Annotated in this window: 20 protein-coding genes and 1 pseudogene; 16 read left to right on the forward strand and 5 right to left on the reverse strand. The window is 59.4% G+C overall.

Features of this window, described 5'->3' with window-relative positions; genetic code table 11:
- The first annotated feature begins 32 nt into the window (after window positions 1-32).
- The gene (locus I9H09_RS12390; RefSeq protein WP_235662983.1) at window positions 33-602 is read left to right on the forward strand and encodes a LysR family transcriptional regulator substrate-binding protein; all 570 of its coding nucleotides are present in this window, start codon (window positions 33-35) and stop codon (window positions 600-602) included.
- A 157-nt stretch (window positions 603-759) separates the two neighbouring features.
- Window positions 760-2,823, forward strand: a complete 2,064-nt coding sequence (treS, locus tag I9H09_RS12395; RefSeq protein WP_005886738.1) for a maltose alpha-D-glucosyltransferase — start codon at window positions 760-762, stop codon at window positions 2,821-2,823.
- A gap of 58 nt (window positions 2,824-2,881) precedes the next feature.
- Here treS and I9H09_RS12400 read toward each other — a convergent pair whose 3' ends face one another.
- Window positions 2,882-4,651 (reverse strand): sigma-54-dependent Fis family transcriptional regulator, encoded by a 1,770-nt coding sequence (locus tag I9H09_RS12400; protein ID WP_122347722.1) that lies wholly within the window; start codon window positions 4,649-4,651, stop codon window positions 2,882-2,884.
- A gap of 276 nt (window positions 4,652-4,927) precedes the next feature.
- On the opposite strand from I9H09_RS12400, the gene I9H09_RS12405 reads away from it, so the two are divergent.
- From I9H09_RS12405 to I9H09_RS12415, 3 genes are all read left to right on the forward strand, one after another.
- The gene (locus I9H09_RS12405; protein WP_236502369.1) at window positions 4,928-6,409 is read left to right on the forward strand and encodes a benzaldehyde dehydrogenase; all 1,482 of its coding nucleotides are present in this window, start codon (window positions 4,928-4,930) and stop codon (window positions 6,407-6,409) included.
- A 70-nt stretch (window positions 6,410-6,479) separates the two neighbouring features.
- A complete protein-coding gene (locus tag I9H09_RS12410) occupies window positions 6,480-7,247 on the forward strand; it encodes a coniferyl-alcohol dehydrogenase (RefSeq protein ID WP_122347724.1) in 768 nt (255 codons plus the stop codon).
- Between the two features lie 82 nt (window positions 7,248-7,329).
- Window positions 7,330-8,277 (forward strand): SphA family protein, encoded by a 948-nt coding sequence (locus I9H09_RS12415; RefSeq protein WP_122347725.1) that lies wholly within the window; start codon window positions 7,330-7,332, stop codon window positions 8,275-8,277.
- Between the two features lie 66 nt (window positions 8,278-8,343).
- On the opposite strand, the gene mhpT is transcribed toward I9H09_RS12415, so the two are convergent.
- A complete protein-coding gene (gene mhpT, locus I9H09_RS12420; protein WP_122347726.1) occupies window positions 8,344-9,558 on the reverse strand; it encodes a 3-(3-hydroxy-phenyl)propionate transporter MhpT in 1,215 nt (404 codons plus the stop codon).
- A gap of 326 nt (window positions 9,559-9,884) precedes the next feature.
- Between mhpT and I9H09_RS12425 the strand changes: the two genes are divergently transcribed.
- Window positions 9,885-11,207: an OprD family porin gene (locus tag I9H09_RS12425; RefSeq protein WP_122325395.1), complete on the forward strand. Its 1,323-nt coding sequence runs from the start codon at window positions 9,885-9,887 to the stop codon at window positions 11,205-11,207.
- A gap of 54 nt (window positions 11,208-11,261) precedes the next feature.
- Here the strand turns inward: I9H09_RS12425 and I9H09_RS12430 are convergent, their stop codons facing one another.
- Window positions 11,262-11,750 (reverse strand): MarR family winged helix-turn-helix transcriptional regulator, encoded by a 489-nt coding sequence (locus tag I9H09_RS12430; protein WP_005886753.1) that lies wholly within the window; start codon window positions 11,748-11,750, stop codon window positions 11,262-11,264.
- Window positions 11,751-11,960: 210 nt separating this feature from the next.
- Here I9H09_RS12430 and I9H09_RS12435 point away from each other — a divergent pair, with 210 nt between their 5' ends.
- The 6 genes and pseudogenes from I9H09_RS12435 to I9H09_RS12460 form a co-directional block, all read left to right on the forward strand.
- Window positions 11,961-12,791 (forward strand): p-hydroxycinnamoyl CoA hydratase/lyase, encoded by an 831-nt coding sequence (locus I9H09_RS12435; RefSeq protein ID WP_122313273.1) that lies wholly within the window; start codon window positions 11,961-11,963, stop codon window positions 12,789-12,791.
- Window positions 12,792-12,873: 82 nt separating this feature from the next.
- Window positions 12,874-14,322, forward strand: coding sequence for an aldehyde dehydrogenase (locus I9H09_RS12440; protein ID WP_053480900.1), 1,449 nt, complete (start codon window positions 12,874-12,876; stop codon window positions 14,320-14,322).
- Window positions 14,323-14,472: 150 nt separating this feature from the next.
- Window positions 14,473-16,359 carry a feruloyl-CoA synthase gene (locus I9H09_RS12445; protein WP_183136736.1) on the forward strand — a complete coding sequence of 629 codons (1,887 nt, stop codon included), beginning with the start codon at window positions 14,473-14,475 and terminating at the stop codon, window positions 16,357-16,359.
- Entirely contained in the window at window positions 16,356-17,624 is a 1,269-nt protein-coding gene (locus I9H09_RS12450; RefSeq protein ID WP_122324644.1) for a thiolase family protein, read from the forward strand. Before I9H09_RS12445 ends, I9H09_RS12450 begins: the two co-directional genes overlap by 4 nt.
- Window positions 17,625-17,736: 112 nt before the next feature.
- Window positions 17,737-18,081, forward strand: a complete 345-nt coding sequence (locus I9H09_RS12455; protein ID WP_005886765.1) for a hypothetical protein — start codon at window positions 17,737-17,739, stop codon at window positions 18,079-18,081.
- An 88-nt stretch (window positions 18,082-18,169) separates the two neighbouring features.
- Window positions 18,170-18,555: pseudogene (locus I9H09_RS12460) on the forward strand (LysR substrate-binding domain-containing protein); the annotation flags it as partial.
- A 10-nt stretch (window positions 18,556-18,565) separates the two neighbouring features.
- Here I9H09_RS12460 and I9H09_RS12465 read toward each other — a convergent pair.
- Window positions 18,566-19,483 carry a LysR family transcriptional regulator gene (locus I9H09_RS12465; RefSeq protein ID WP_236502370.1) on the reverse strand — a complete coding sequence of 306 codons (918 nt, stop codon included), beginning with the start codon at window positions 19,481-19,483 and terminating at the stop codon, window positions 18,566-18,568.
- Window positions 19,484-19,609: 126 nt separating this feature from the next.
- Here I9H09_RS12465 and I9H09_RS12470 point away from each other — a divergent pair, with 126 nt between their 5' ends.
- From I9H09_RS12470 to I9H09_RS12480, 3 genes are all read left to right on the forward strand, one after another.
- Window positions 19,610-20,365 carry a 5-oxoprolinase subunit PxpA gene (locus I9H09_RS12470; RefSeq protein WP_024690665.1) on the forward strand — a complete coding sequence of 252 codons (756 nt, stop codon included), beginning with the start codon at window positions 19,610-19,612 and terminating at the stop codon, window positions 20,363-20,365.
- Window positions 20,366-20,453: 88 nt separating this feature from the next.
- On the forward strand, window positions 20,454-21,326 hold the full coding sequence (locus I9H09_RS12475; RefSeq protein WP_005886774.1) for a 5-oxoprolinase subunit B family protein: 873 nt from the start codon (window positions 20,454-20,456) through the stop codon (window positions 21,324-21,326).
- Entirely contained in the window at window positions 21,323-22,297 is a 975-nt protein-coding gene (locus I9H09_RS12480) for a 5-oxoprolinase subunit C family protein (RefSeq protein ID WP_122324645.1), read from the forward strand. Before I9H09_RS12475 ends, I9H09_RS12480 begins: the two co-directional genes overlap by 4 nt.
- Window positions 22,298-22,355: 58 nt before the next feature.
- Here the strand turns inward: I9H09_RS12480 and I9H09_RS12485 are convergent, their stop codons facing one another.
- Window positions 22,356-22,937 carry a TetR/AcrR family transcriptional regulator gene (locus tag I9H09_RS12485; protein ID WP_122347728.1) on the reverse strand — a complete coding sequence of 194 codons (582 nt, stop codon included), beginning with the start codon at window positions 22,935-22,937 and terminating at the stop codon, window positions 22,356-22,358.
- 389 nt (window positions 22,938-23,326) lie between these two features.
- Here I9H09_RS12485 and I9H09_RS12490 point away from each other — a divergent pair, with 389 nt between their 5' ends.
- Complete coding sequence (locus I9H09_RS12490; protein WP_122347729.1) at window positions 23,327-24,511, forward strand: L-dopachrome tautomerase-related protein; 1,185 nt, start codon at window positions 23,327-23,329, stop codon at window positions 24,509-24,511.
- The last annotated feature ends 28 nt before the right edge of the window (window positions 24,512-24,539 follow it).

The raw sequence follows: 24,539 nt of genomic DNA on the forward strand, positions 1-24,539 counted from the left end.
TCCATTACCACACCCATATTCGCGAGACGAGCCTGTCCGCTTCACTGGATTTTCTCGCCCGTCATTACCCCGATATCCACTTGAATGTACTGTACCCGGGCGAGCAGAACCCTTCATTGAATGCATTGATCAAGGACGCGGCCGACATTCTCATCCTGCCCGGTACGCTGCTGACCGAGCACTACATGGAGCACCATCAGTGGTCTGACCATTATGTACTGGTCGCCGCGCGCGCCAGGCGGACGCTACCGCAGAGTTTTGTCGAGCTGTCCCAGGTGTCACGTTATGTAGCGTGGCGGCATCCCGGCGTGGAGCGCCTGCATCAGCAACTGGCATCGGCTCAGGTCAGGCTCAGCCAACGCGGAGAACTCACCTGTCTGGACACGCTTATGGATCTGGTCGCCAAGCGCCATTGCATCTCTATCGTGCCCAGCATGTTGTTGCGCGACGGCTTCCGTGAACTGGAGCAGATTGCGCTGCCTGTGATGGTCATGCGTCAGATCAGTGTGGTGGCTCGTCCGGCGTCATTGCTGTCAACTGCGGCCAATGCCGTGATTCAAGCGCTGAAAAAGCCGGCGCCCCCTACGGCCCTGCATTATTGAGTCGGGAAAAACTGTCGCAGGGCTGTCGGCGGCAGTCGGGTCCGCACATCAATGCAACGAATCAGGTCTGTTGGGCTCATATCCCTAGGTAATACATTCAGGGCGTTCCGCACAAGGAGCGCCTCAGGTCGCCGATTCGAGAGGAAGACAGGACGCTATGACGATACCGGACAAGCAGTACGTGGACTGGCTGGTCGAGCAATCGATGCTCAATGCCGCAAGACAGCGCGCCAAGACCTATTCGGGGCAAGGCAGGCTCTGGCAGCGTCCATTTGCGCTGGCGCGTCCCAGAGATGCGTCCGCTATCGCTTCGGTGTGGTTCACCGCCTATCCGGCATCGATCGTCACCCGTGAAGGCGGCTCGGTACTTGAAGCGCTGGGCGACGAAACGCTGTGGCATGCCCTGTCCGAAATCGGCATTCAGGGTATTCACAACGGGCCGCTCAAGCTCTCTGGCGGACTGCAAGGCCGTGAACGTACGCCAAGTATCGATGGTAATTTCGACCGCATCAGCTTCGGCATCGACCCGGACCTGGGCACCGAAGCACAATTGTTGAGCCTGACGCGCATTGCTGCTGCGCACAATGCGGTCATCATCGACGACATCATCCCGTCGCACACTGGCAAGGGCGCAGACTTCCGCCTCGCCGAGATGGCGTATGAGGATTATCCAGGCCTGTTTCATATGGTCGAGATCCGTGAAGAAGACTGGTCGCTGCTGCCCGACGTCGCGGCTGGCCGTGACGCGGTCAATCTGATGCCGGACGTGGTCGATCAGTTGCGCGACAAGCACTACATCGTCGGTCAGTTGCAGCGAGTCATCTTCTTCGAGCCAGGTGTCAAGGAAACAGACTGGAGCGCGACCGACGTGGTGCAAGGCGTCGATGGCAAGGCGCGGCGCTGGGTTTACTTGCATTATTTCAAGGACGGCCAGCCTTCGTTGAACTGGCTGGACCCAAGCTTTGCAGCGCAGCAGATGATCATCGGTGATGCGTTGCACGCCATCGATGTCATGGGTGCCCGCGTATTGCGCCTGGACGCCAACGGTTTTCTCGGCGTTGAACGGCGTGCCGAGGGCACGGCGTGGTCGGAAAGCCATCCGCTGTCGATCACCGGCAACCAGCTGCTGGCCGGGGCGATCCGCAAAGCGGGGGGCTTCAGCTTTCAGGAACTGAACCTGACCATCGATGACATCGCGTCCATGGGGCAGGGCGGCGCTGACCTGTCCTACGACTTCATCACGCGGCCCGCCTACCAGCATGCGCTGCTGACCGGCACCACTGAGTTCCTGCGCCTGATGCTGCGTCAGGTGCATGCTTATGGCATCGACCCAGCGTCGCTGATTCATGCGCTGCAGAACCACGATGAGCTGACGCTGGAACTGGTGCATTTCTGGACGCTGCACGCCCACGATACATTCCATTACCAGGGCCAGACATTCCCCGGCAACATCCTGCGCGAGCATATTCGCGAAGAGATGTACGAGAAACTGTCCGGCGAGCATGCGCCTTACAACCTCAAGTTCGTCACCAACGGGGTGTCGTGTACCACTGCGAGCATCATCACGGCCGCCTTGGGCATTCGCGATCTGGACGCGATCACCGATGCCGATATTCAGCAGATTCAGCACATCCACCTGTTGCTGGCGATGTACAACGCCATGCAGCCCGGTGTGTTTGCCTTGTCTGGCTGGGACTTGGTCGGCGCGCTGACCTTGCCCGCCGAGCAGGTTGACCATCTGATGCAGGACGGTGACACGCGCTGGATTCACCGGGGCGCCTATGATCTGGCCGATCTGGACCCGGAAGCCGAGTTTTCGGCAGGTGACATGCCGCGCCCAAGGACGCTGTATGGCAGCCTGGTCAGTCAACTGAAACGGCCGGACTCTTTTGCCTCGCAGCTCAAGAAGATTCTCGCTGTGCGTCGTGCTTACGATATCGCCGCCAGCCGCCAGATTCTGATCCCGGACGTCGAACACCCGGGCCTGCTGGTCATGGTTCATGAGTTGCCAGCTGGCAAGGGCACGCAGATTACCGCCCTCAACTTCAGTGCCGAGACCATCGTCGAGACGCTGAACCTGCCAGGCATCGCGTCTGGCCCGGTGGTCGACATCATCAACGAACGCGTGGAAGGCGATCTGACCGAGCAGGGCGAGTTCACCATCACGCTGGATGCTTATGAAGGTCTGGCGTTGAGGGTGGTCAGCACACTGCCTTTGTGATGTCGGCATGAAACGCGGCCTTGAGCCGCGCTTCAGTCGCTTGCCGGGTTTGCAGTGCTCAAACGGCCTTGGGCGGGCATTTCTTGAGACGGTAGGCGAACTGGGCGCGGCTCAAGCCCAGCAAGCGCGAGGCTGCCGACAGGTTGCCGTGGCTTTTATCCAGTGCTTCACGGATCAGACGCTGTTCGAGATCGTCAATCGAAAAGGCCTGGTCGTTCTGCGCCAGCGAATCCAGCAGTCCCGCCTCAGGGACTGTTTCCCCCGCTACCGAAGTGGCTCGCGCCAATACGCCATCGTGATTCAGCGAGTAAGAACCCGCTGGTAGCGACTCGTTGCGAAAGATATGCACCAGATCAATGGCCTGGCCTTCATCGCTGGCGATCAGCCCGCGTTCGATCAGGTTCTGCAATTCACGCACATTGCCGGCGAAGTCGTAACGCAACAGGGTTTTCAATGCCCGCATTGTCAATCCCGCAGGCGTCCTGCCGTATTCCTGACAGAACCGCTTCAAAAACGCATTGATAAGAAGCGGAATGTCATCGCGGCGCTCGCGCAACGAGGGCAGGGCAATCGGATAAACGTTGAGCCTGTAGAACAGGTCTTCGCGAAAATCACCGCTGGTCACGGCCTTGCGCAGGTCGACGTTGGTTGCCGCCACCACTCGCACATGGACCTTGATGCCATGCCCGCCGCCCACACGTTCTATCTCGCGCTCCTGCAACGCGCGCAGCAATTTGCTTTGCCCGGCCAGGCTCAGTGATGTGATTTCATCCAGAAACAGCGTACCGCCATTGGCTCGTTCGAAGCGTCCGGGCCTGGAGTGCGTCGCGCCGGTGTAGGCCCCGCGTTCCACACCGAACAATTCCGCCTCTATCAGGTTGTCTGGAATGGCGGCACAGTTGAGCGCCACGAACGGGCCGTCCCGGTGTCGGCTGAGCTGGTGCAGTTGACGAGCGAACATCTCTTTACCGACGCCTGACTCGCCGCTGATCAGTACCGTCGCCGGAGTCATAGCCACTCTCTGCAACGCTTGTGTGGCGCTGTTGAACGCCGCGCTGGCCCCGATCAGCGGTTGATCAGTCCCGGCAGGCGGCGCTTGATCATGGCTGGGTGCGAATGGCGTCTGGTGGGCAGGCCCTGGCGAGCTCAACACACTCAGGTAACTCAGATCGCGTTCGACATCGCCCCATTGTTCGGCGGTCTTGCCAATGACCCGGCAGTGGGCATGACCCATTCCACGGCATTCCACTTCCCGGAAAATCACCATTTGGCCAAACAGGCCGCTGACAAAGCCAATGGCATAACCGACCTCGGTCCAGCACACCGGATCCTGGCCGACGCCATAGGCCGCGACATGCTCGTCGGCTTCGCAGGAGTTATGCCAGAGAAACTCGCCTTCGTAAAAACCCGATTCTGCATCGAACTTGAAGTGCAACGGCTCGACCTTGGTCATGCCTTCCAGCGTATGCAGGTGCGTACCGGCGCGGAATGCCGAGGTGGCGTCTGCCAACGGCCAGCGCTCGCGGATCAGCCGGGCATCCCGGGCTCCGGACAGATAACCGGCACGGGTGAACATGCCGCGAGCATGTTCCTGGCCAAGGCGCTCGATGATTTCATGGCGCAACGTGCCAAACGATGAGCTGTGCAGCAACAGCATGCGCTGGTCATTGAGCCAGATACGCCCATCGTCAGGTGAAAAGAACAGGCAGCTTGTCAGCTCTTCAGCGGTCGGAGAGTCGCCGACATCAAAATGCGTGCTGTCGCCGCGAGGCGAGGCGCGCTCAATGCTGGCGCTATGATCGGGGAAGTGGCTGTGAGGGTTGTTCATTCTTGTGCCTCGGCCTGTATGATCGAAATGATCAATCTGTCAGCTAGTTAGTAAACATAACTTGATCAAATGAACAAGCCTCGTAGGCGACATTGCTACGTGCGTTGCTCTCTGAAAAAAGCATCAGAGCTGGAAAGCCACGCGATAGAGCTGTTGACCCGAGATATGACCTTATAATGGCAATCCCGGCACAGGCTTTGCTCTGGAGTGATTACGGCGCGTGTTACCCATTCGATGGGTACAGGCGATTACAACCATAAAAGCCGGAGTCCTGAAATGTCTGCGTCCAACGACACCTCCCTTCTGCAACCTGCGATTGAGGCCGAGTGCATCTTCAATGGTGACTGGATCCCTTCTTCGGCACGGCTGCAAGCCGTCATCGAGCCTGCTACCGGCGAATTGCTGATGAACACAGCCATGGCCAACCCGGCGGACATCGCCGTCGCTTGCCGAGAAGCCGCGTTGGCGCAGCCTGCCTGGGCTGCGCTGGGGCCTCGAGAAAAAGCAGAAGTATTTCTTCTGGCCGCTGATCACGCGGTCTGTGCTTTCGATGAGCTGGCGCTTTATGTTGCCCGCGAGACCGGTGGCAGCCTGCAAAAGGGCCAGCATGAAGTTAACGAAACCATCGTGCTGCTACGCCAGGCCGCAGGCATGCTGTCGCAGGCCCACGGGCACGGTTTGATACTGCCAAGCGCGGCCGGTCGCCTGTCGTATGCACGGCGTGTCCCACACGGGGTGGTGGGGGTCATATCGCCGTTCAATTTCCCGCTGGTGCTTTCCCTGCGTTCGGTAGCTCCGGCGCTGGCTGCCGGCAATGCCGTGGTCCTCAAGCCCGATCCACAGACGCCGATAAGCGGCGGTTTCCTGATTGCCCGGCTGTTTGAGGAAGCCGGTCTGCCCAAGGGCCTGTTGCACGTGCTACCCGGTGCGGCAGATGCAGGCGAAGCGTTATGCCGCGACACCAATGTGCAGATGATCACTTTCACCGGTTCGACCGTGGCCGGACGTAGAGTCGCCGAAGCCGCCGGGCGCAACCTCAAGAAGGTCTCCCTGGAGTTGGGCGGCAAGAATCCGCTGATCATTCTTGAAGACGCCGACCTTGATCTGGCCGCAAGCAATGCAGCCTTTGGCGCGTGGCTGCATCAAGGACAGATCTGCATGGCAACGGGGCTGATTCTGGTTCACGAGTCCGTCGCTGCCAGCCTGACCCGTAAGCTGGCTGAAAAGGCCCGGGCCCTGACGGTGGGCAATGCCGCACGGGGAGAGTCTGCACTGGGTCCGCTGATCAATGAACGGCAATTGCAGCACGTGCATCAAGTGGTTACTGACACCCTGCAAGCCGGCGCGCAGCTGGAAACCGGCGGCGAATATGAAGGCTTGTTCTATCGCCCGACCGTGCTCAGCGGCGTCAAGCCTGGGATGCGCGCGTTTGAGGAGGAAATATTTGGTCCGGTGGCGGTTGTGGCCAGTTTTTCCACCGACGAAGAAGCCATCTTGCTGGCCAATCGTTCCGAATACGGCCTGGCTGCGGCGGTCATCTCTCCCGACGTAGGGCGCGCCACAGCGCTTGGCGACCGGCTCAGGTGCGGCATGCTGCACATCAACGATCAGACAGTGGCCGACGAATGCATCAACGCATTTGGTGGGCGTGGTGCGTCTGGCAACGGCAGCAGCGCAGGCAGCCCCTCTGACTGGGATGAATACAGCCAATGGCAGTGGGTCACCGTGAAAAACCAGCCCCCGGCTTATCCTTTCTGAGATTTACGCAAGTCGCTTCAGCTTTTCAGACATCAATGACGTGATCCCATAACAATAAGAGTACGTGAGCATGAACCTGACTAACAAAACACTGATCGTCACAGGCGTTTCGTCCGGCATCGGCGCCGAGGTCGCGCGTCTGGCGCGCTTTCACGGCGCGCGAGTCATCGGTATCGATCGCCATGAACCGCAACTCACCGTGGGCGGGTTCTTTCAGGCCGACCTGGGTGACCCTGAGAGCATCAATTCGCTGGTTGAGCGCTTGCCAGCGCAGATCGACGCCCTGTGCAACATTGCCGGAGTGCCCGGCACGGCGCCTGTCCAGGCCGTGGCACAAGTCAACTATCTGGGGCTGCGACACCTTACACAGTGCCTGCTGCCACGCATGGTGCCGGGCAGCAGCATTGTCAACGTGTCGTCGGTGCTGGGTTCGCAATGGGCCGAGCGGCTGGAACTGCACAAGGCGCTGGCTGCCACCGACAGCTACAGCGATGGCCAGCAGTGGCTGGCGGCTAATCCGGTGGCGCAGGACACCTGTTACCAGTACTTCAAAGAGGCGCTGATCGTTTGGAGCTTTCAGCAGGCGCAAACGTGGTTTCGCGATCATTCGGTGCGCGTCAACTGCGTCGCGCCAGGGCCGGTGTTCACGCCGATCCTTGGCGATTTCGTGAGTATGGTCGGTGAAGCGCGAGTGGCACGCGACAGTTTGCATATGAAACGCCCCGCGCTGGCCGACGAGGTAGCCGACGTGATCGGGTTTCTCTGTTCGGACGCGTCGCGCTGGATCAACGGCGTCAACCTCCCGGTGGATGGCGGACTTGCGGCCTCATACGTCTGACGATGTAAAGCGTTCCCCCCGGCGACACGGTCGTGAAACCGGGGTTATAAAAAATAACAACAATAAGTACAGGAATCCCAAGATGCCCAAGTCTATCTTGCGTACCGTTGCGTCCACTTCTCTGGTTTTTCTTTCATCGGCGGCACTGGCTTACGATCTACCAGGCCTCAACCTGGGCAATACCAGCTTCTACGACGGCTCGCCAGCGCCTGCCGGGCCGGGCTGGTACCTGGAGGAATACCTCAACTATTCCAAAGCCAGCCGTTTCAATGACGCCAATGGCGACAAACTGCAGCTGCCCAGGCAAGACGTCGATGCACTGGCAGTTACCACACAGATAATCTACGTCGGCCAGCTTCTTGCCAATGGTGCAATGCCGGGCATTACCGTAATCAACACTTCGCTGGCGCATGTTGGCGTGGACGATGGTCTTGATAACAGCGCACTGAGTTCGCGCGCCGGTTTCGGCGACGTGGTTATCGGTCCTTATCTGCAACTGCCGACCCTGACTCGGGCCGATGGCAGCCCGCTACTGACCCAGCGGGTCGAAGCCGATGTGTCTGTTCCGGTGGGCGCCTACAACCGCAACCGCTCAATCAACCCCGGCAGCAACTTCTGGTCGTTCAACCCGTACTACGCGGCCACTTATTGGTTTTCGCCTAAGTGGTCGGCCAGCGGGCGTTTCATGTACTTGTGGAATGGCAAGAACGATGACCCGCAAGCCGGGTTTGGCAGTGTTTCTGACACACAGGCAGGCCAGGCATTGCACGCCAACCTGACCCTGCAATATGCAGTGACCGAACAGCTTTCGGTGGGACTCAACGGTTACTGGCTCAAGCAATTCACCGACACTCAGGTGGACGGCCACGACGTGAGCGGTCGCAAGGAAAAAGTCTGGGCGATCGGGCCGGGCGTTCTGTACAGCTTCAACAAAGAGAACGTGCTGACGATCAACAGTTACTTCGAACAGGGCGCGGAAAACCGTACTGAAGGCAACAAGCTGGTGCTTAACTTCCTGCATAAGTTGTAACGCTTGCAGTAAGCCCAAGTGTAGCGCTCATCGCTGTGTGGCGATGAGCGCCGATGTTGTTATCGCTCAACTCGCTGTCTTGAGCTCGCGCTTGCCAAATGCCGAGGCGCGCGATAGTACAGTGATCGCCGCCAATGCGGCGATCACCAGGCCTGGCGAGGTCGCCAGCAGTACGCCAGCGGTTCCTGCACCGGCGCCCAACAATTGCCCGGCAGCCAAGGGGCCGGCGACCGAACCAAGACGACCGATTGCAACGGCAGCCCCAACGCCGGTAGCGCGCACCGAGGTGGGGTAGGCGGGCGGCGCCAATGCGTACAACACCAGTTGTGCCGCCATGACGAACACCCCGGCAGCAAACCCGGCCATCGCCATCGGCACGATACCGACCGACACGCCCACGCCAGCCAGTGCCGCCAGCAGGCCTGCATAGACAAACAGTACGACCTTCATGCCGTTGCAGCGATCCAGCAACAGCCCGCCCAGCAAAGAACCCAAAGCGCCGCCAATGTTGAACAGCATCTGCACCATGCCCGCCTGTGGCTTGCTGAAACCCTGCGCGATCAATAGCGACGGTAGCCAGTTGAGCAACATGTACATGACTGTGAGGGTAAAGAAATAGCCGACCCACAGAGCCAGCGTGGTACGCGTCCGGCCTTCGCCAAATAACGCGCTGGCGGCTGAATGCTTAATAGCACTCGCAGAAGTCTGCTGTTTGAAGGCGCTGGACTCCGGCAGCAGAAGGATCATCAAAGGTGCCACCAGCAAGGGTGCCAGACCGCCGATGATGAACGTAGTCTGCCAGTGCTCGCTGGTGAACATCGCCACCACCGCAGCCAGCGCGCCGCCCAATGGAACGCCCGCATACATGACGCTGATCGCAAGCCCGCGATGGCGTTCGCTTACGGCTTCCGCACACAGCGCAATCAGATTGGGTAACGCTGCTCCCAGACCCAGCCCGGTCAGAAAGCGCACTAGCAACAGGCCGGAAAAAGACTGCACATAAGCGGTGCTCAGCGAGAAAACCCCGAACAGCAGCACGGCGACCACGAGAATCTTCTTGCGACCAATGCGATCAGCAATCCAGCCTCCGAAAAATGCGCCTGGAAGCAGGCCGATGATTCCGGCACTGAACACCCAGCCCATCATTTTGGGATCAAGCGAGAAGGTCTGCCGCAATCCGGCTGCGGCGGTGCCGGCAGCCTGCAGATCGAACCCTTCGATAAGCGCGACGATGAAACACAAAAAGATGGTCAGCGTCGAGCGACGCAACGGATTGTTCATGGCAAGCCTCATTGTTGTTTTTGTTGTCTGCAAAGTCGGCTCCTGAACCCTGTAGAAGGTTTGAAACCCGCGCGAATCAAGGTAACAAAAATAACTAAAAAAAGAATCTACGCCTGCCTATCGAGAAGTCGGACGTTTATTCTTTTATAAACATTGGCTTAGGATTGTATGATAAGGATTATCTTAAAGTGGTTAACAATATTAATGTTCGATTATCGGTCATTGTGGATTGACGCCAGCGCTTAATCTTTCAATTCTCTACTGACAGCCTGCCATCAAGCGCGGGCCCGAACCCCAAAAACAACAACAATAATTGGAAATCGAATATGCCGATGCACACTCGTGATGCAGTCAGCGCCGTTGCAGTCTGTTTTTTTCGTGGACAAACCTGCCGCTTCGCATTCGGCCTGCTGGGTATCAGCGTGTTGGCTGATACTGCGCAGGCCCAAGGGTTTCTGGAGGACAGCCACGGCACCCTGACGCTGCGCAATTACTATATGGACCGCGATTACAAGGATGACGGTGCCAAGACGGCCACCCGGGAGTGGGCGCAGGGCTTCATCATGAATGCCGAGTCGGGTTTTACCGAGGGACCGGTCGGCTTTGGTCTTGATGCACGGGCTCTGGTCGGCATGAAGCTGGACTCATCTCCGGACCGCAGCGGCACTGAGTTGTTGCCAGTTTCCGCCAGCGACGGACGCGCGGCCGACGAATATTCGCGGTTGGCATTGACCGGCAAGCTGAAATTCAGCGAGACCACGATCAAGACCGGCGATGTGTCGATTTTCCTGCCGTTTGCCTTTGCCAGCCCCTCGCGTCTGCTGCCGCAGACCTTTCGTGGCACGACGCTGACCTCAAAGGAGATCGACGGTCTGACCATGAATGCCGGCTATATCGACCGGGTCAACAAGCGTGACTCCAGCAACTATCAGGCAATCAGCATTGCAGCGCCGAACCGCCGTTTCAACGGCGCGGCTACGTCATCGCACATGGCCTACGCCGGGGCTGATTACCAGGTCAGCAAAGCCCTGAGCGTGCGTGCCTATCATGCCGAAGTGGCCGACCTTTATACCCAGAACACCCTGGCGCTGCTGCACAAGCTGGACATCGGCGACGGTGTGCTGAGCACCGATCTGCGCAGTTTCTTCAGCAGCGACACCGGCAGCGCGAAGGCCGGAGAGGTCGATAACCAGAATCTCTCGGCGCTGCTGGGCTACAAGTGGGGAGGGCACAGCGTCAGCCTGGGTTACATGCATTCCAGCGGCGACACAGCGACGCCTTATGTGTCGGGCACTGAATTGATGGGGTTGAGCGAAATGACCATGAGCTCGGATTTTCTCAATGCCAAAGAGCGCACCTGGCAGGCCATTTACGACTATGACTTCACTGCGGTAGGCCTTGTCGGTCTGCGCAGTCGTCTGCGCTATGTGCGCGGCGACAACATAGAGCTGGCTGCCTTCAATGCCGACGATCGAAAAGAGCGTGAGTTTCAGATGGAGCTGGGCTATGTCGTCCAGAGCGGTCCATTGAAGAACGTTGCCCTGTTGGCACGCAAGTCGATCTATCGAAATGACTTCCCGGCGGGCGCAGCTTTTCGTGATGAAAACCAGACGCGTTTTATCGTCCAGTACAGCTTGCCGCTCTGGTGATCAGGCACTGGAAATCGGTCGGTCACCAGCGGCGAAGCGCCGCTGGTGGCGGTTTCAAGCCTGGTAGACTTTTTTCAGCAGCCTGAGCAGGTCCTGACGTTCCTGTTGGTTCAGTGCTGCGGTGGCATCAAGATCGCTGTCCACGGCAATCTGCTTCAGTTGACGGAGCAGCGTTTCGCCGGTCTTGCTGAGAAATATGCCATACGAGCGTTTGTCCGGTTTGCAGCGAACACGTACTGCCAGTGCGCGCTCTTCCAGTTTGTTCAGCAACGGCACAACCTGAGGCGGCTCGATCGCCAGCGCTTTGGCCAGATCAGCCTGCATAAGGCCGGGGTTCTGTTCGATGATCGCGAGTGCCGAAAACTGCGCCGGCCGCAGGTCATGAGCGGAAAGACGGCCGATCAGGTTCTGGAACAGTTTGAGCTGTGCCCGGCGCATGGCATAACCGATCAGATCATCCAGCGCGGACTCGGTGGGCAAAGCTACCTCGGCAGTCTGTACCGGCGACTGGATAACATCAGCGATGTCGGATGGCTTGGCCATTGAAAATGCGGTCCTTTTGATGGTTGGGGTCGATCAGCCGATCAGTTTGCCGAGGTTGGCGACCGATAGCTATGGGGCAGTCATTACTAAGACCAGCCTGTTTTGGCGGAGTGCCAAAATAGTGATTAATTACATTAATGGTTAATTGACATAACTATATTTGCGGTTTAGCTTTGAGTCATCTACTGATCCAGAACAAGAGAGCACGCCATGAGCAAGTACGAAGGTCGCTGGACAACCGTCAAGGTCGAGATGGAGCAGGGCATCGCCTGGGTCATCCTCAACCGCCCTGAAAAGCGCAACGCCATGAGCCCGACCCTGAATCGGGAAATGATTGATGTGCTGGAGACGCTCGAACAGGATGCTGAAGCAGGCGTGTTGGTGCTGACCGGCGCTGGCGAGGCCTGGACTGCAGGCATGGACCTCAAGGAGTATTTCCGCGAGGTAGATGCGGGGCCGGAAATTCTTCAGGAAAAGATTCGTCGCGAAGCGTCCCAGTGGCAATGGAAAATGCTGCGCATGTACGCCAAGCCCACCATTGCGATGGTCAATGGTTGGTGTTTCGGCGGCGGTTTCAGCCCGCTGGTGGCCTGCGACCTGGCAATCTGTGCCGACGAGGCAACCTTCGGGCTGTCGGAAATCAACTGGGGCATACCGCCAGGCAATCTGGTCAGCAAGGCTATGGCTGACACCGTGGGCCATCGGCAATCGCTGTATTACATCATGACCGGCAAGACCTTCGACGGTAAGAAAGCCGCTGAAATGGGCCTGGTCAACGAAAGCGTGCCATTGGCGCAATTGCGCCAGGTGACGATTGATCTGGCCCTCAATCTGCTGGAAAAGAACCCGGTGGTATTGCGCGCCGCGAAACATGGCTTCAAGCGCTGCCGCGAACTGACCTGGGAGCAGAACGAAGACTATCTGTATGCGAAGCTCGATCAGTCCCGCCTGCTGGACAAGGAAGGCGGGCGCGAGCAGGGTATGAAGCAATTTCTCGACGACAAAAGCATCAAGCCGGGGCTTGAAGCCTACAAGCGCTAACTGCTGGCCTCTTGCTGCCAGGCTTTGGGCTTGCAGCTCAAAGCCTGAAGCTGCACTTCAACAATAATAAAGAGGAATCACCATGCTGGACGTGCCCCTGCTGATCGGCGGCCAGTCGTGCCCCGCCCGTGACGGTCGTACTTTTGAACGCTGCAACCCGGTGACAGGCGAAGTGGTTTCGCGAGTCGCCGCAGCGACGCTGGAAGACGCGGACGCAGCCGTTGCTGCTGCCCAGGCCGCGTTTCCTGGCTGGGCGGCGCTGGCGCCCAGTGAACGGCGTGCGCGCCTGCTCAAGGCTGCCGAGCAAATGCAGGCCCGCAGCGAAGAATTCATCGCCGCTGCGGGAGAAACCGGGGCGATGGCCAACTGGTACGGCTTCAACGTTCAACTGGCCGCCAACATGCTGCGCGAAGCCGCATCGATGACCACGCAGATCACCGGCGATGTCATCCCCTCCAATATTCCCGGCAGCTTTGCAATGGCCTTGCGCCAACCCTGCGGCGTGGTGCTGGGCATTGCGCCGTGGAATGCTCCGGTGATTCTGGCTACACGTGCCATCGCCATGCCGCTTGCCTGCGGCAATACCGTGGTGCTCAAGGCGTCTGAACTCAGCCCGGCGGTGCATCGCCTGATCGGCCAGGTGTTGCAGGACGCCGGGCTGGGTGACGGTGTGGTCAACGTGATCAGCAATGCACCTGCGGATGCTCCGGCGATTGTAGAGCGCCTGATTGCCAACCCTGCAGTGCGCCGGGTCAATTTCACCGGCTCGACTCATGTAGGGCGCATCGTCGGTGAACTTTCGGCCCGGCACCTGAAGCCCGCATTGCTGGAGCTGGGTGGCAAGGCGCCGTTTCTGGTGCTGGACGACGCTGACCTGGACGCTGCGGTGGAAGCGGCAGCTTTTGGTGCCTATTTCAATCAGGGGCAAATCTGCATGTCCACCGAGCGGTTGATTGTCGATCAGAAAGTGGCTGACAGCTTTGTGGCGAAGCTGACGGCCAAGATCGAAACCTTACGCGCGGGTCATCCGGATGACAGCCAGTCGGTACTTGGGTCGCTGGTGGACGTCAGCGCCGGTACGCGCATCAAGGCGCTGATCGACGATGCGGTCAATCTGGGGGCAACGCTGCTGATTGGTGGCCAGTTGCATGGCAGCATTCTGCAGCCGACGCTGCTCGACGGCGTGACGGACGCCATGCGCCTGTATCGCGAAGAGTCCTTCGGTCCGGTGGCGGTAGTGGTTCGCGGGGAGGGTGACGAGGCGTTGTTGCAATTGGCCAATGATTCCGAGTTCGGCCTGTCTGCGGCCATCTTCAGCCGTGATACCGGCCGCGCCCTGGCGCTGGCGCAACGTGTCGAGTCCGGCATGTGCCATATCAATGGGCCCACCGTGCATGACGAGGCACAAATGCCCTTTGGCGGGGTGAAGTCCAGTGGTTACGGCAGCTTCGGCGGCAAGGCATCGATCGAGCACTTTACCCAGTTGCGCTGGGTGACCTTGCAAAACGGGCCTCGGCATTACCCGATCTGAATCCTTGCGCACTGACGACGGCCTGCCGGACAGCCGTTTCGCCAGTAAGCCGGGTACAACAATAACAAGGCTGCAGCCCGACGCTGCCACGCTCGACCCGAACCGCTGCTGGCCGTTTGGCGTCTGTGTGCCTTGATGGAGATAACGCACGTGAGTTCCGATATCAGATCATCGTTGTTGCAGAGTGAAGCCGGTTCGCCGCGCTATCGTCAGGTTTCCATCGGCCACCCGCCCATAGAGGTGCGGGAAGAACAGGGCATCTTGCACATGCGCGCCCTCGAACCCCTGGCCCAATTGCCCGACCGGCTGCTTGACCGGCTGGTGCATTGGGCCAGCGTCAGGCCGCAGCAGACCTTTATCGCTGCCCGCGACAGCCGGGGTGGCTGGCGTAAGGTCAGTTATGCCGACATGCTGGCTGATGTCCGCGCCATTGCCCAAAGCCTGCTGGCTTTCGGTCTGTCTGCGGAACGCCCGCTGACGTTGCTGTCAGGCAACGATATCGAACATCTGCAGATCGCCCTCGGGGCCATGTACGCCGGGATTCCGTATTGCCCGGTGTCGCCGGCCTATTCAATCATGTCTCAGGATTTCGCCAAGTTGCGCCATGTCTGCGATGTGTTGCAGCCAGGCCTGGTATTTGTAAGCGACGCAGCGCCATTCCAGCGCGCTATCGATGCGATTATTCCGGCGCAGACGCCGATCATCACGGTGCGTGGGCAACTCAGTGGCAGACCCGCGCTGAGCTTTGCCGGCCTGCTCGAAAAGCCAGGCGGCAGCGAAGCCGAAGCTGCATTCATGGCCAGCGGGCCGGACAGCATCGCCAAATTTCTTTTCACCTCAGGCTCGACCAAGTTGCCCAAGGCGGTAGTCACCACCCAGCGCATGCTGTGCGCCAATCAACAGATGCTGCTGCAGACCTTCCCGGTGTTCGGCGAAGAGCCTCCGGTGCTGGTGGACTGGTTGCCTTGGAATCACACGTTTGGCGGCAGTCATAACATCGGTATCGTCCTGTACAACGGTGGCACGTTCTATCTGGACAATGGAAAACCGACCGCTCAGGGTTTTGCCGAAACGTTGCGCAACCTCAAGGAAATCTCGCCCACGGCCTACCTGACCGTACCCAAAGGCTGGGAAGAGCTGGTAAATGCTCTGGAGCAGGACGCTGATCTGCGTGAGCGCTTCTTTTCGCGCATGAAGCTGTTCTTCTTCGCCGCGGCCGGGCTGTCGCAGAGCATCTGGGACCGTCTTGACCGGATTTCCGAGCAGCATTGTGGCGAACGAATTCGCATGATGGCCGGGCTCGGCATGACCGAGGCCGCGCCGTCCTGTACGTTTACCACCGGGCCGTTGGCAATGGCCGGTTACATCGGGCTGCCTGCACCGGGTTGCGAAGTGTGTCTGGTGCCGGTAGACGGCAAGCTCGAGGGACGTTTTCGCGGCCCCCATATCATGCCGGGCTACTGGCGCTCGCCGCAGCAGACTGCCGAGGTGTTCGACGAGAACGGCTTCTACTGCTCCGGCGATGCGATCAAACTGGCCGATCCTTCGGCGCCCGAGTTGGGGCTGATGTTTGACGGGCGTCTGGCCGAAGACTTCAAGCTGTCTTCGGGCGTGTTTGTCAGCGTCGGCCCGATGCGTAATCGCGCGGTGCTGGAAGGCTCGCCGTACGTTCAGGATGTCGTCATTACCGCGCCGGATCGCGAATGCCTGGGCGCGCTGGTGTTCCCGCGCCTGCACGAGTGTCGGCAACTGGCCGGCCTGGGCGCACAGGCAACTGATGCCGAAGTGCTGACCAGCGCCGCAGTACGAGAGTGGTTTGCAGGCTGGCTGGCTCGCTTGAACCAAGGCGCCAACGGCAACGCCAGTCGGCTGGAATGGATTGCATTGCTCGATGAGCCTGCGTCTATCGATCGCGGCGAGATTACCGACAAGGGGTCGATCAACCAGCGCGCGGTCCTGCAGTGGCGAGCAGGCCGAGTCGAAGCGCTGTATCGCGGCCAAGATCCCGACAGGCTTGATGCAGGTCCCAAGGGGTGAGCGGTAGCGGTCAGTATTCTGCGTTCAGCGATGTCGCGATCGTTGAGGCTGTGCGCACTCCGTGGGTGGATTTGGGCGGAGCGCTGGCGAAGATTTCGCCCATCGATCTGGGCATCAAGGTGGCCCGCGAGGTGCTGGCGCGCGCCGCAGTCTCGCCAGCCTCGGTCGACACGGTATTGGCCGGCTCGATGGCACAGGCCAGTTTTGATGCGTACCTGCTGCCCAGGCACATCGGTTTGTACAGCGGTGTGCCACAGAGCGTTCCGGCGCTAGGCGTACAACGAATCTGCGCCACGGGCCTTGAGTTGTTGCGCCAGGCGGCCCTGCACGTGGGTGGAGGCGGACAAATGGCGCTGTGCGTCGCTGCCGAGTCTATGTCGCGCAATCCTATTGCTGCGTATACCCATCGGGACGGATTCGCATTGGGCGGCGAAGTGCAGTTCAAGGATTTTCTTTGGGAAGCGCTTTACGATCCGGCACCGGCCATGGACATGATCGCCACGGCCGACAACCTGGCCCGGCGCCACGTGTTGAGTCGCGAAACAGTGGATGAATACGCCTTGCTCAGCCATCAGCGAGCTATGCAATCACAGGTCGACGGTCATTGGCTTTCGGAAATTGTCCCGATCAGCAATGAATGCTTTGAACTGGCGCTGTTTCAACCGCGCTGCATAGAGCTGCCGCGCGGGGTCGAGAGCGTCACTCAGGACAGTCACCCGCGCGCAACCAGCCCTGAAGCGTTGTCGCGTTTACGTGCCATTCATGGCGATGGGGTTCAGACCGCAGGCAATAGCTGTGCGGTGGTCGACGGCGCGGCCGCGGCGCTCGTCGCTCACCTGTCGCAGACAGACAGGCCGGTCATGGCGCATTTGCTGGCCTGCGCGGTGGTCGGCGTCGCTCCGGAGTTCATGGGCATCGGCCCTGTGCCGGCCATTCAATTGTTGTTGCAGCGCAGTGGGCTGGCGCTCGACGATATCGACCGGCTGGAAATCAACGAGGCACAGGCCGCTCAGGTGCTGGCCGTGGCGCAGACACTGGAACTGGACATTGAAAGGCTCAATTGTCAGGGCGGCTCACTGGGTATCGGCCATCCGCTGGCTGCCACCGGGCTGCGGCTGGTCATGACCCTGGCCCGTCAGTTGCGCGAAGAAAACCTGCGTTACGGTATTGCTGCTGCCTGTGTGGGCGGAGGGCAGGGCATGGCGCTGCTGATCGAGAACCCTCTGTATCGAGCCTTCCCGGAACGCGACCGATTGTCCGCGTAAACCTGTTTATACCTCCATAAACACTGCGCATGATGCAGGTCATCTTTTACCGCTTGACCGAATCATGATGAAGGGCGACTCTCGCGCCTTTGGAACACCACGGAACCTGTCTATGCGTGCCCTCGCTGAGCTATCTTTCGATTTCGTCTGGCATTTGATGTTCACTGATGGTGATCAGCTCGACCAGGATCTGGCAGTGCGCTCGCTGGAAGGTCTGTCCGACTACTTTTCAGCAATGTCCGACGAAGAGAAAAGGGCGTTCATCGCCGTGGCGCATGAGCGCAAGGCACGCTTGCTGACGGTGCCTGATACCGTTGGCTACGCTCCAGTGAAACGGGTCACCGAAGACCAGGCGCAGTTTCTTGATCACGTTGTTTCGGGGCAGTTCTTTCAGCAGTTCGAAGAGCCTTTGGTAGTTGATCCGGGCGACTGCGTGGTACCGATCCGCAGCCGCTGAAGGGCTCAAGCAGCGGTTTATTGCGCCGCAGATCCCGGCAGCCTGACGATGACCTTGATTTCGAAGTCAAAACCGTAAAGCCAGGTAACTTGAAAATTCGGCACATGTATTGTCGGGTATCTGTGGGCGCGAACCGGCAAGGCGCTGCCTTATGCCATGCACCGCAGTGGCGAACAGGTCCATATTCAGGGCCGCTACACGCTGGCCGTGGATGACGGCAACGCCTATATCGCTGCCGGACTCGCCGGGATGGGCATTCTCTGGCTACCCGATTACATGGCTCGGCCGCATCTGGCGCGAGGCGATCTTGTCCGGTTGTTCGAGGATAGGCAACTGGACAGCATGCCGATGTACGTGGCCTTTCCCCCCAATCGGCATGTCAGCATCAAGGTGCGGGTGTTTATCGAATGGGTGAGCGAAGTGATGGCTCAGCACGGGCCGCTTGGCAAGCGTTCCAAGGCCGATCAGGCATAGCGCGATGCGTTCAACGCCGCGCCGAGAGTTGTTGAGGAGCCAGAAACGCGTCGTGGAAATAGTTGCGGAAGGCCTGCATCGCCGGGCTCAATTCGCGCCCGCGGTGCCAGGCCAGCCCAACGCTCATAGGCGTTACCTGGTCGGTCACGGTCAACGTCTCGATTCGCTTGCCCTCCAGCGACCATGGGCGATGCACCAGGTCCGAGAGAATCGCCACGCCGCTGCCGTTGGCAACCATACTGCGCACGGCCTCCACCGAACTGGTGCGCACACGAACGTTTGGTTGTTGGCCAGCCAGCTCCCAGTAGCGCATGGCGCTCTGCTCGGCTTCATCAACGGTCAACAGGATGTAGGGCTCGTTTGCCACGTCGGCCAGGCTGACAGAGGCACGCTGGCACAGCGGGTGGTGGCTGGACAGCCATAAGCGGCGTTCCGAGTTGAACAGTGTTTCCGAGATGATATCCGGGTGAGTGATGTTGGCGGTAAGCACCACAGCCATATCGAATCGGCCCTCCAGCAAGCCTTGCTCAATCGATTGGCGCTCCTGCTCATGCACTTTGATGGCGACGTCCGGGTGCCAGTGCTCGAGCCGTTGCAAATGGTGCGGCAGAAAGTAACCGATCACGGTATAGCTCGCGGCCAGGCGCAGTACGCCGCTGGTGCGAACATCGGGCAAAGGGCTGTTCAGTGCATCATCAACGCTGCGCAGAATCACATAGGCACGGTTGAGAAAGTGTCGTCCGGCCTCGGTCAGGCTCATGCCTTGTGCCGAGCGCTGGAAAAGCAGTGAACCCAGCATGCTCTCCAGTTCCTTAATCGCCGTGGTGACGGCTGACTGGGAAATATTGAGATGGATGGCGGCCTGCGATATCTGCCCGATCTCGGCGGTGGCGACGAAATAACGAACCTGGCGCAAGGTCAGGGACATAAGTACTCCAGTCTGAGAGGTATCTGTTTTTCAGAAGATAACGTATCTGATAATAGATCTACCCAAGGGGGTAGTGAAAATTTAACGTGGTTTGCATCCCGCTACCTAGCCTCAGGAGCAAATACCATGCAGGTGGATTTCAACTCGGACATGGGTGAAAGCTTCGGCGCCTGGACCATCGGTGACGGTGTCGACACCGAGCTGATGGCCTTTATCAGTTCAGCCAACATCGCTACCGGCTTCCATGCCGGTGACCCAAGTACCATGCGTCGAACCATTGAGCAGGCCAAACGCCTGGGCGTCGCCATCGGCGCACACCCAGGTTTCCGTGATCTGGTGGGCTTCGGGCGTCGGCATATCAACGCGCCAGCGCAGGAACTAGTTGATGACATGCTTTACCAACTTGGCGCACTGCGCGAACTAGCCAGGGTTCAGGGCGTCGCCCTTCAGCATTTCAAACCTCACGGCGCGCTGTACATGCACCTCGCTCGCGATGAAGAGGCCGCCAGGCTGCTGGTGCAAAACCTGCAGCGTCTCGAGCCTGATTTGCTGCTTTACTGCATGCCCGGTTCGGTGATCTGCAAGGTGGCTCAGGAACTGGGTCAGCCGGTGGTCCGCGAGTTCTATGCCGATCGTGCTTACGACCTCAGCGGTTCTATCGTCTTTACCCGCAACGTACGCGCCCATGAGCCGGCTGAAGTCGCGGCACGTGTGGTTCGCGCCTGTCAGCAAGGGCGGGTGCTTACGGTCGAAGGCGAGGATCTGGCCATCGAATTCGATTCAATCTGTTTGCACAGCGACACTCCGGGCGCCCTGGCCCTCGCACAGGCAACCCGTGAAGCGCTGGATAATGCTGGGATAGACGTGCGTAAGCCGCGTTAGCCAGCACGCGGCACCGGGAACAAAGATTCCTGGGCCGCCATTACGATCTTTGCCTGCCTTTCTACAACGATTCCAAAAAGGAACAGACATGGCCGATCCGATTCGCTACAGCTTTGGCGCCGATGAACATCTTTTTGCCGAGGTCAGTGACAGCATGTCGCTGGAAGCCTTCTTCAAGGGCCTGGCCGTAACCCGTGCGGTCGAGCGCCTGGCGCTGGATGGCGTGCTCGATGTTTGCCTGGCGAATGCCTCGTTCCAGATCCGTTTCGATCCCGACCGCATCGCACCACATGCGCTGCTGGATGCGGTAAGGGAGGCCGAAGCCGGCGCGGTCGCCGAGCGCACTTTACAGACCCGTATCATCGAGATTCCTGTGCTCTACAACGATCCCTGGACCCACGAAACCCTGATGCGTTTTCGTGACCGCCATCAGGACCCGAGCGCCACAGACCTTGAATACGCTGCGCGCATCAACAATCTGGCCGACGTGGATGCGTTCATCGCCGCACACAGCGGCGCGCCGTGGTTTGTGTCAATGGTGGGATTCGTGGCTGGCCTGCCGTTCATGTTTCAGATGGTCGAACGTGAACGGCAGTTGCAGGTGCCCAAGTACCTGCGCCCGCGCACCGACACGCCGAAGCTGACTCTGGGGCATGGCGGTTGCTTTGGCTGTATCTATTCGGTGCGTGGTGCAGGTGGTTATCAGATGTTCGGTGTCACCCCGGCGCCGATCTACGACCCGCAACAGGGGCTGGCGTACCTGAAAGAACACATGGTGTTTTTCCGGCCGGGCGACATTGTGCAGTTCAGATCGGTGGACCGGGAAACCTACGATCACGCCGTTGCCGAAGTGGAGGCCGGGCGTTTCGACCTGCGGATTCGTCCCGTCGAGTTTTCACTGGATGCGTTTCTGGCCGATCCTGCAGGCTATCCGAAATCGTTGCAGGAGGTGCTGGCATGATCAAGTTACTCAAACCCGGTCTGGCCACCTCGGTTCAGGACCTTGGTCGCGAAGGTTATTACCATTTGGGCATTCCGCCCTCAGGTGCTCTGGACCAGTACGCACTGAGCGCCGCCAACCAACTGGTCGGCAATCCGCCCGGTGCCGCCGGACTTGAATGCACCCTGGTCGGTCCGGAGCTGGAGTTCCAGTGCGACGCTCTGGTTGCGGTGTGTGGGGCACATATGGCTCCGCGCCTGGACGGCGTTGAAATGCACCATGACACTGCTTTTTCTGTAACCGCCGGGCAGGTGTTGCGTTTTGATTTTCCCAAAGATGGTGCCCGCACTTATCTGGCTGTCGCGGGCGGGATCGATGTGCCGCTGGTGTTGGGCAGTCGTTCGACCTACACGCTGGGTGCGCTTGGCGGTTTTCAGGGGCGCAGGCTGGCGACAGACGATCTGTTGCCGATAGGCACCGCCAGCGGCAAGGGCTGTGCAGGCGCGAGTCTGCCGATGGCGCTGCGCCAGTCGCTGGGCGGCGAAGTCTATCTGCGTGTGGTGCCGGGGTTGTATTACGAGCGCCTGACCGAGTTTGCGGCAACCAGCTTTTTCTCCGAGTCCTGGACCGTCGGCTCGGAGGCGGACCGTATCGGCTATCGCTTCAAGGGCGGCATGGCGCTGACGTTCCAGCCAAGGGAACAACCGTTCGGCGCCGGCTCCGACCCTTCGAACATCGTCGACAGTTGCTATCCGATCGGCTCTATTCAGGTCCCGGCGGGGCTGGAACCTATCGTTTTGCACCGTGACGCAGTGTCTGGCGGCGGCTACGCGATGATCGGCACCGTGATCAGCGCCGACCTTGACCTGATCGGTCAGATGCAACCCAACCAGAAGGCCCGCTTTGTTGCCGTGACGCTGGAGGAGGCCTTGCTGGCGCGCAAGTCGTACAAGAAGAAGCTGGCGTGTTTGAGCAAGTTGTTTGCTTCCTGAAATGATCGGCGGGCAGGGCGGTCCCGTCCTGCTTGCTCATCACAGCGCTGGAAACCCTTCAACCGGCCTGTGCGGGCGTCACTTGAGCCAGCATTCTCGCGCGACATACCTCAAGTATTTCATCGGCCAGCGGTGAATCGTCCGGGCAGCTGCGCGACAGCAGCAGAGCACCGATCGCGTGGGCAAACATATCAATGGTCTGGGCTCTGGACTGCTGCAGCGTGTCGCCATCAGTGCGTTCGTCCGAAGGCTGCATTGCGGCGAGTATGCTTTCGATACCTTTGGCAAATGTCGCTTTGACTTCATCCGACTGACGCGCGGCATCACCCCCGAGCGCCGCCATTGTGCAGCCGGTGCCGGGGTTGTCCCGGTGGTTTCGGGACAGGTAGTAGTCGATGAATTGCGCAGGCTCAATGTCCTTCGATTGTTCCACCGTCTGCTGGATAGAGCAGGCGGCCGACTCTGCCATCAGGTCAGACTTCGAGCCAAAGTGCTTGTAGAACCCGCCGTGGGTAAAGCCTGCGGCTGCCATCAAGTCAGCTATCCCCACACCGTCAAAGCCACGCTCACGAAACTGTACGGATGCGGTCTCTACAATGTGAGCGCGGTTGGCCTGCGCCTGCGCCTTGGTGACCTTCATGTATTTCCCTCGTTGTCTGGCCGTTCGACAGGAGGAGAATATAGCATTGATGTTGACCGTCATTAAAGAGCCGGGCAATTTGCAACGGTAATGAAAGGGGCTTTGATCATCAGGCGACCAACCACCGGGTACAGTGCGAAACGTCTTCGCGCCTTGCTGACCGATAGCGCGCGAGTCTGAAGATGGATGACGCAACGCGTTCCGATGGAGGCTGATCTTCGTCGTTGCGTTGAAAGTGTTTACGTATTCCCGGCATTTCTCTTTGTAACAGGAAAGGCCAGAATACTTGCCATCCTGTAGCCCACCCCAGCTGGTGACATGTTGCGCTAAGCACGTGCGCCGAGCCGAAATACCGATGAGCAGCTCTGGCTGGCTCATCAGGAGAGCCCATGCATCGAACAGCCATTTCTTTAGCAATTGCTATGATTTCCGCAGCCACGCTCACTACTTCACTGGCTTATGGCATGAGCACCACCGAATTGCCTGCGAGTGCGCCTGCCGATAAACCCGTCGGCAAGCTCGAACAGGTCCATGCGTTTTATGACGCGATGCCGACTGGCGTGACAGTCACCGAAACCGGGCGGATCTTCGTCAACTTCCCTCGCTGGGGTGACAAGGTGCCATTCACGGTGGGAGAGATTCGTGACGGCAAGGTGGTCGCCTACCCGGATTCGGCGGTCAACCAGGAGAACCCGAAAGACCCGGCCGACGGCCTGATCAGCGTGCAGAGCGTGGTCGCTGATGGCAAAGGGCGCGTTTGGATGCTGGATACTGCGGCGCCAGGGTTCGCAGCACCACGTCCGCACGGTGCCAAACTGGTTGCGGTAGACCTGGCCACCAATAAAATCGTCAAGCGACTGGTCTTTCCGCATAACGTGATTTTGCCCAGCACTTATGTCAACGACATGCGCTTCGACTTCCGCAAGGGGTCGCAGGGGACTGTCTATGTCACTGACTCGTCGGTAAGCGGGCCGGGCGCAATCATTGTCATGGACATCACCAGCGGCAAGGCTGTGCGGCGCTTGAGCGGGGCCAAGGCAACCTCCGCAGACCCGGCGTTCGTACCTGTCGTCGAGGGCATGCCCGTACTTGGCGATGGCCCCGATGGCACGCGCAAACCAGTGACCGTTGCTGCAGACGGGATAGCACTGTCGGCAGATGGCAAGACGCTGTATTTCTCGCCGTTGTCCAGCCGCCACCTGTACTCCGTCGCTACCGACCTGTTGAACGACAGCGGTGTAACCGAGCAACAACTGGTAGCTGCTGTTCAGGACCTTGGCGAAAAAGGCGCCTCCGACGGGCTGGAGTCCGATGCAGAGGGCGCTGTGTACGCAGGTGACTATGAGCACAATGCGATTCGCAAACGCCTGTCGAACGGCGCATGGCAGACCGTGGCACATGATCCTCGCATGCTATGGCCCGATACCTTGTCGATCGGCCCTGACGGTTACCTGTATTTCATCGTCAACCAGTTGCACCGTCAGGCAGGTTTCAATTCAGGCCACGACAAACGTGAAAAACCTTATAGCTTGCTGCGCGTGAAAGTCGGCGCTGCGCCTGCGCCGACGCATTAACCGGACCGAATTGAACCGAACAATGGAG

The organism is Pseudomonas tremae, from assembly GCF_023278125.1.
GTDB lineage: Bacteria > Pseudomonadota > Gammaproteobacteria > Pseudomonadales > Pseudomonadaceae > Aquipseudomonas > Aquipseudomonas tremae.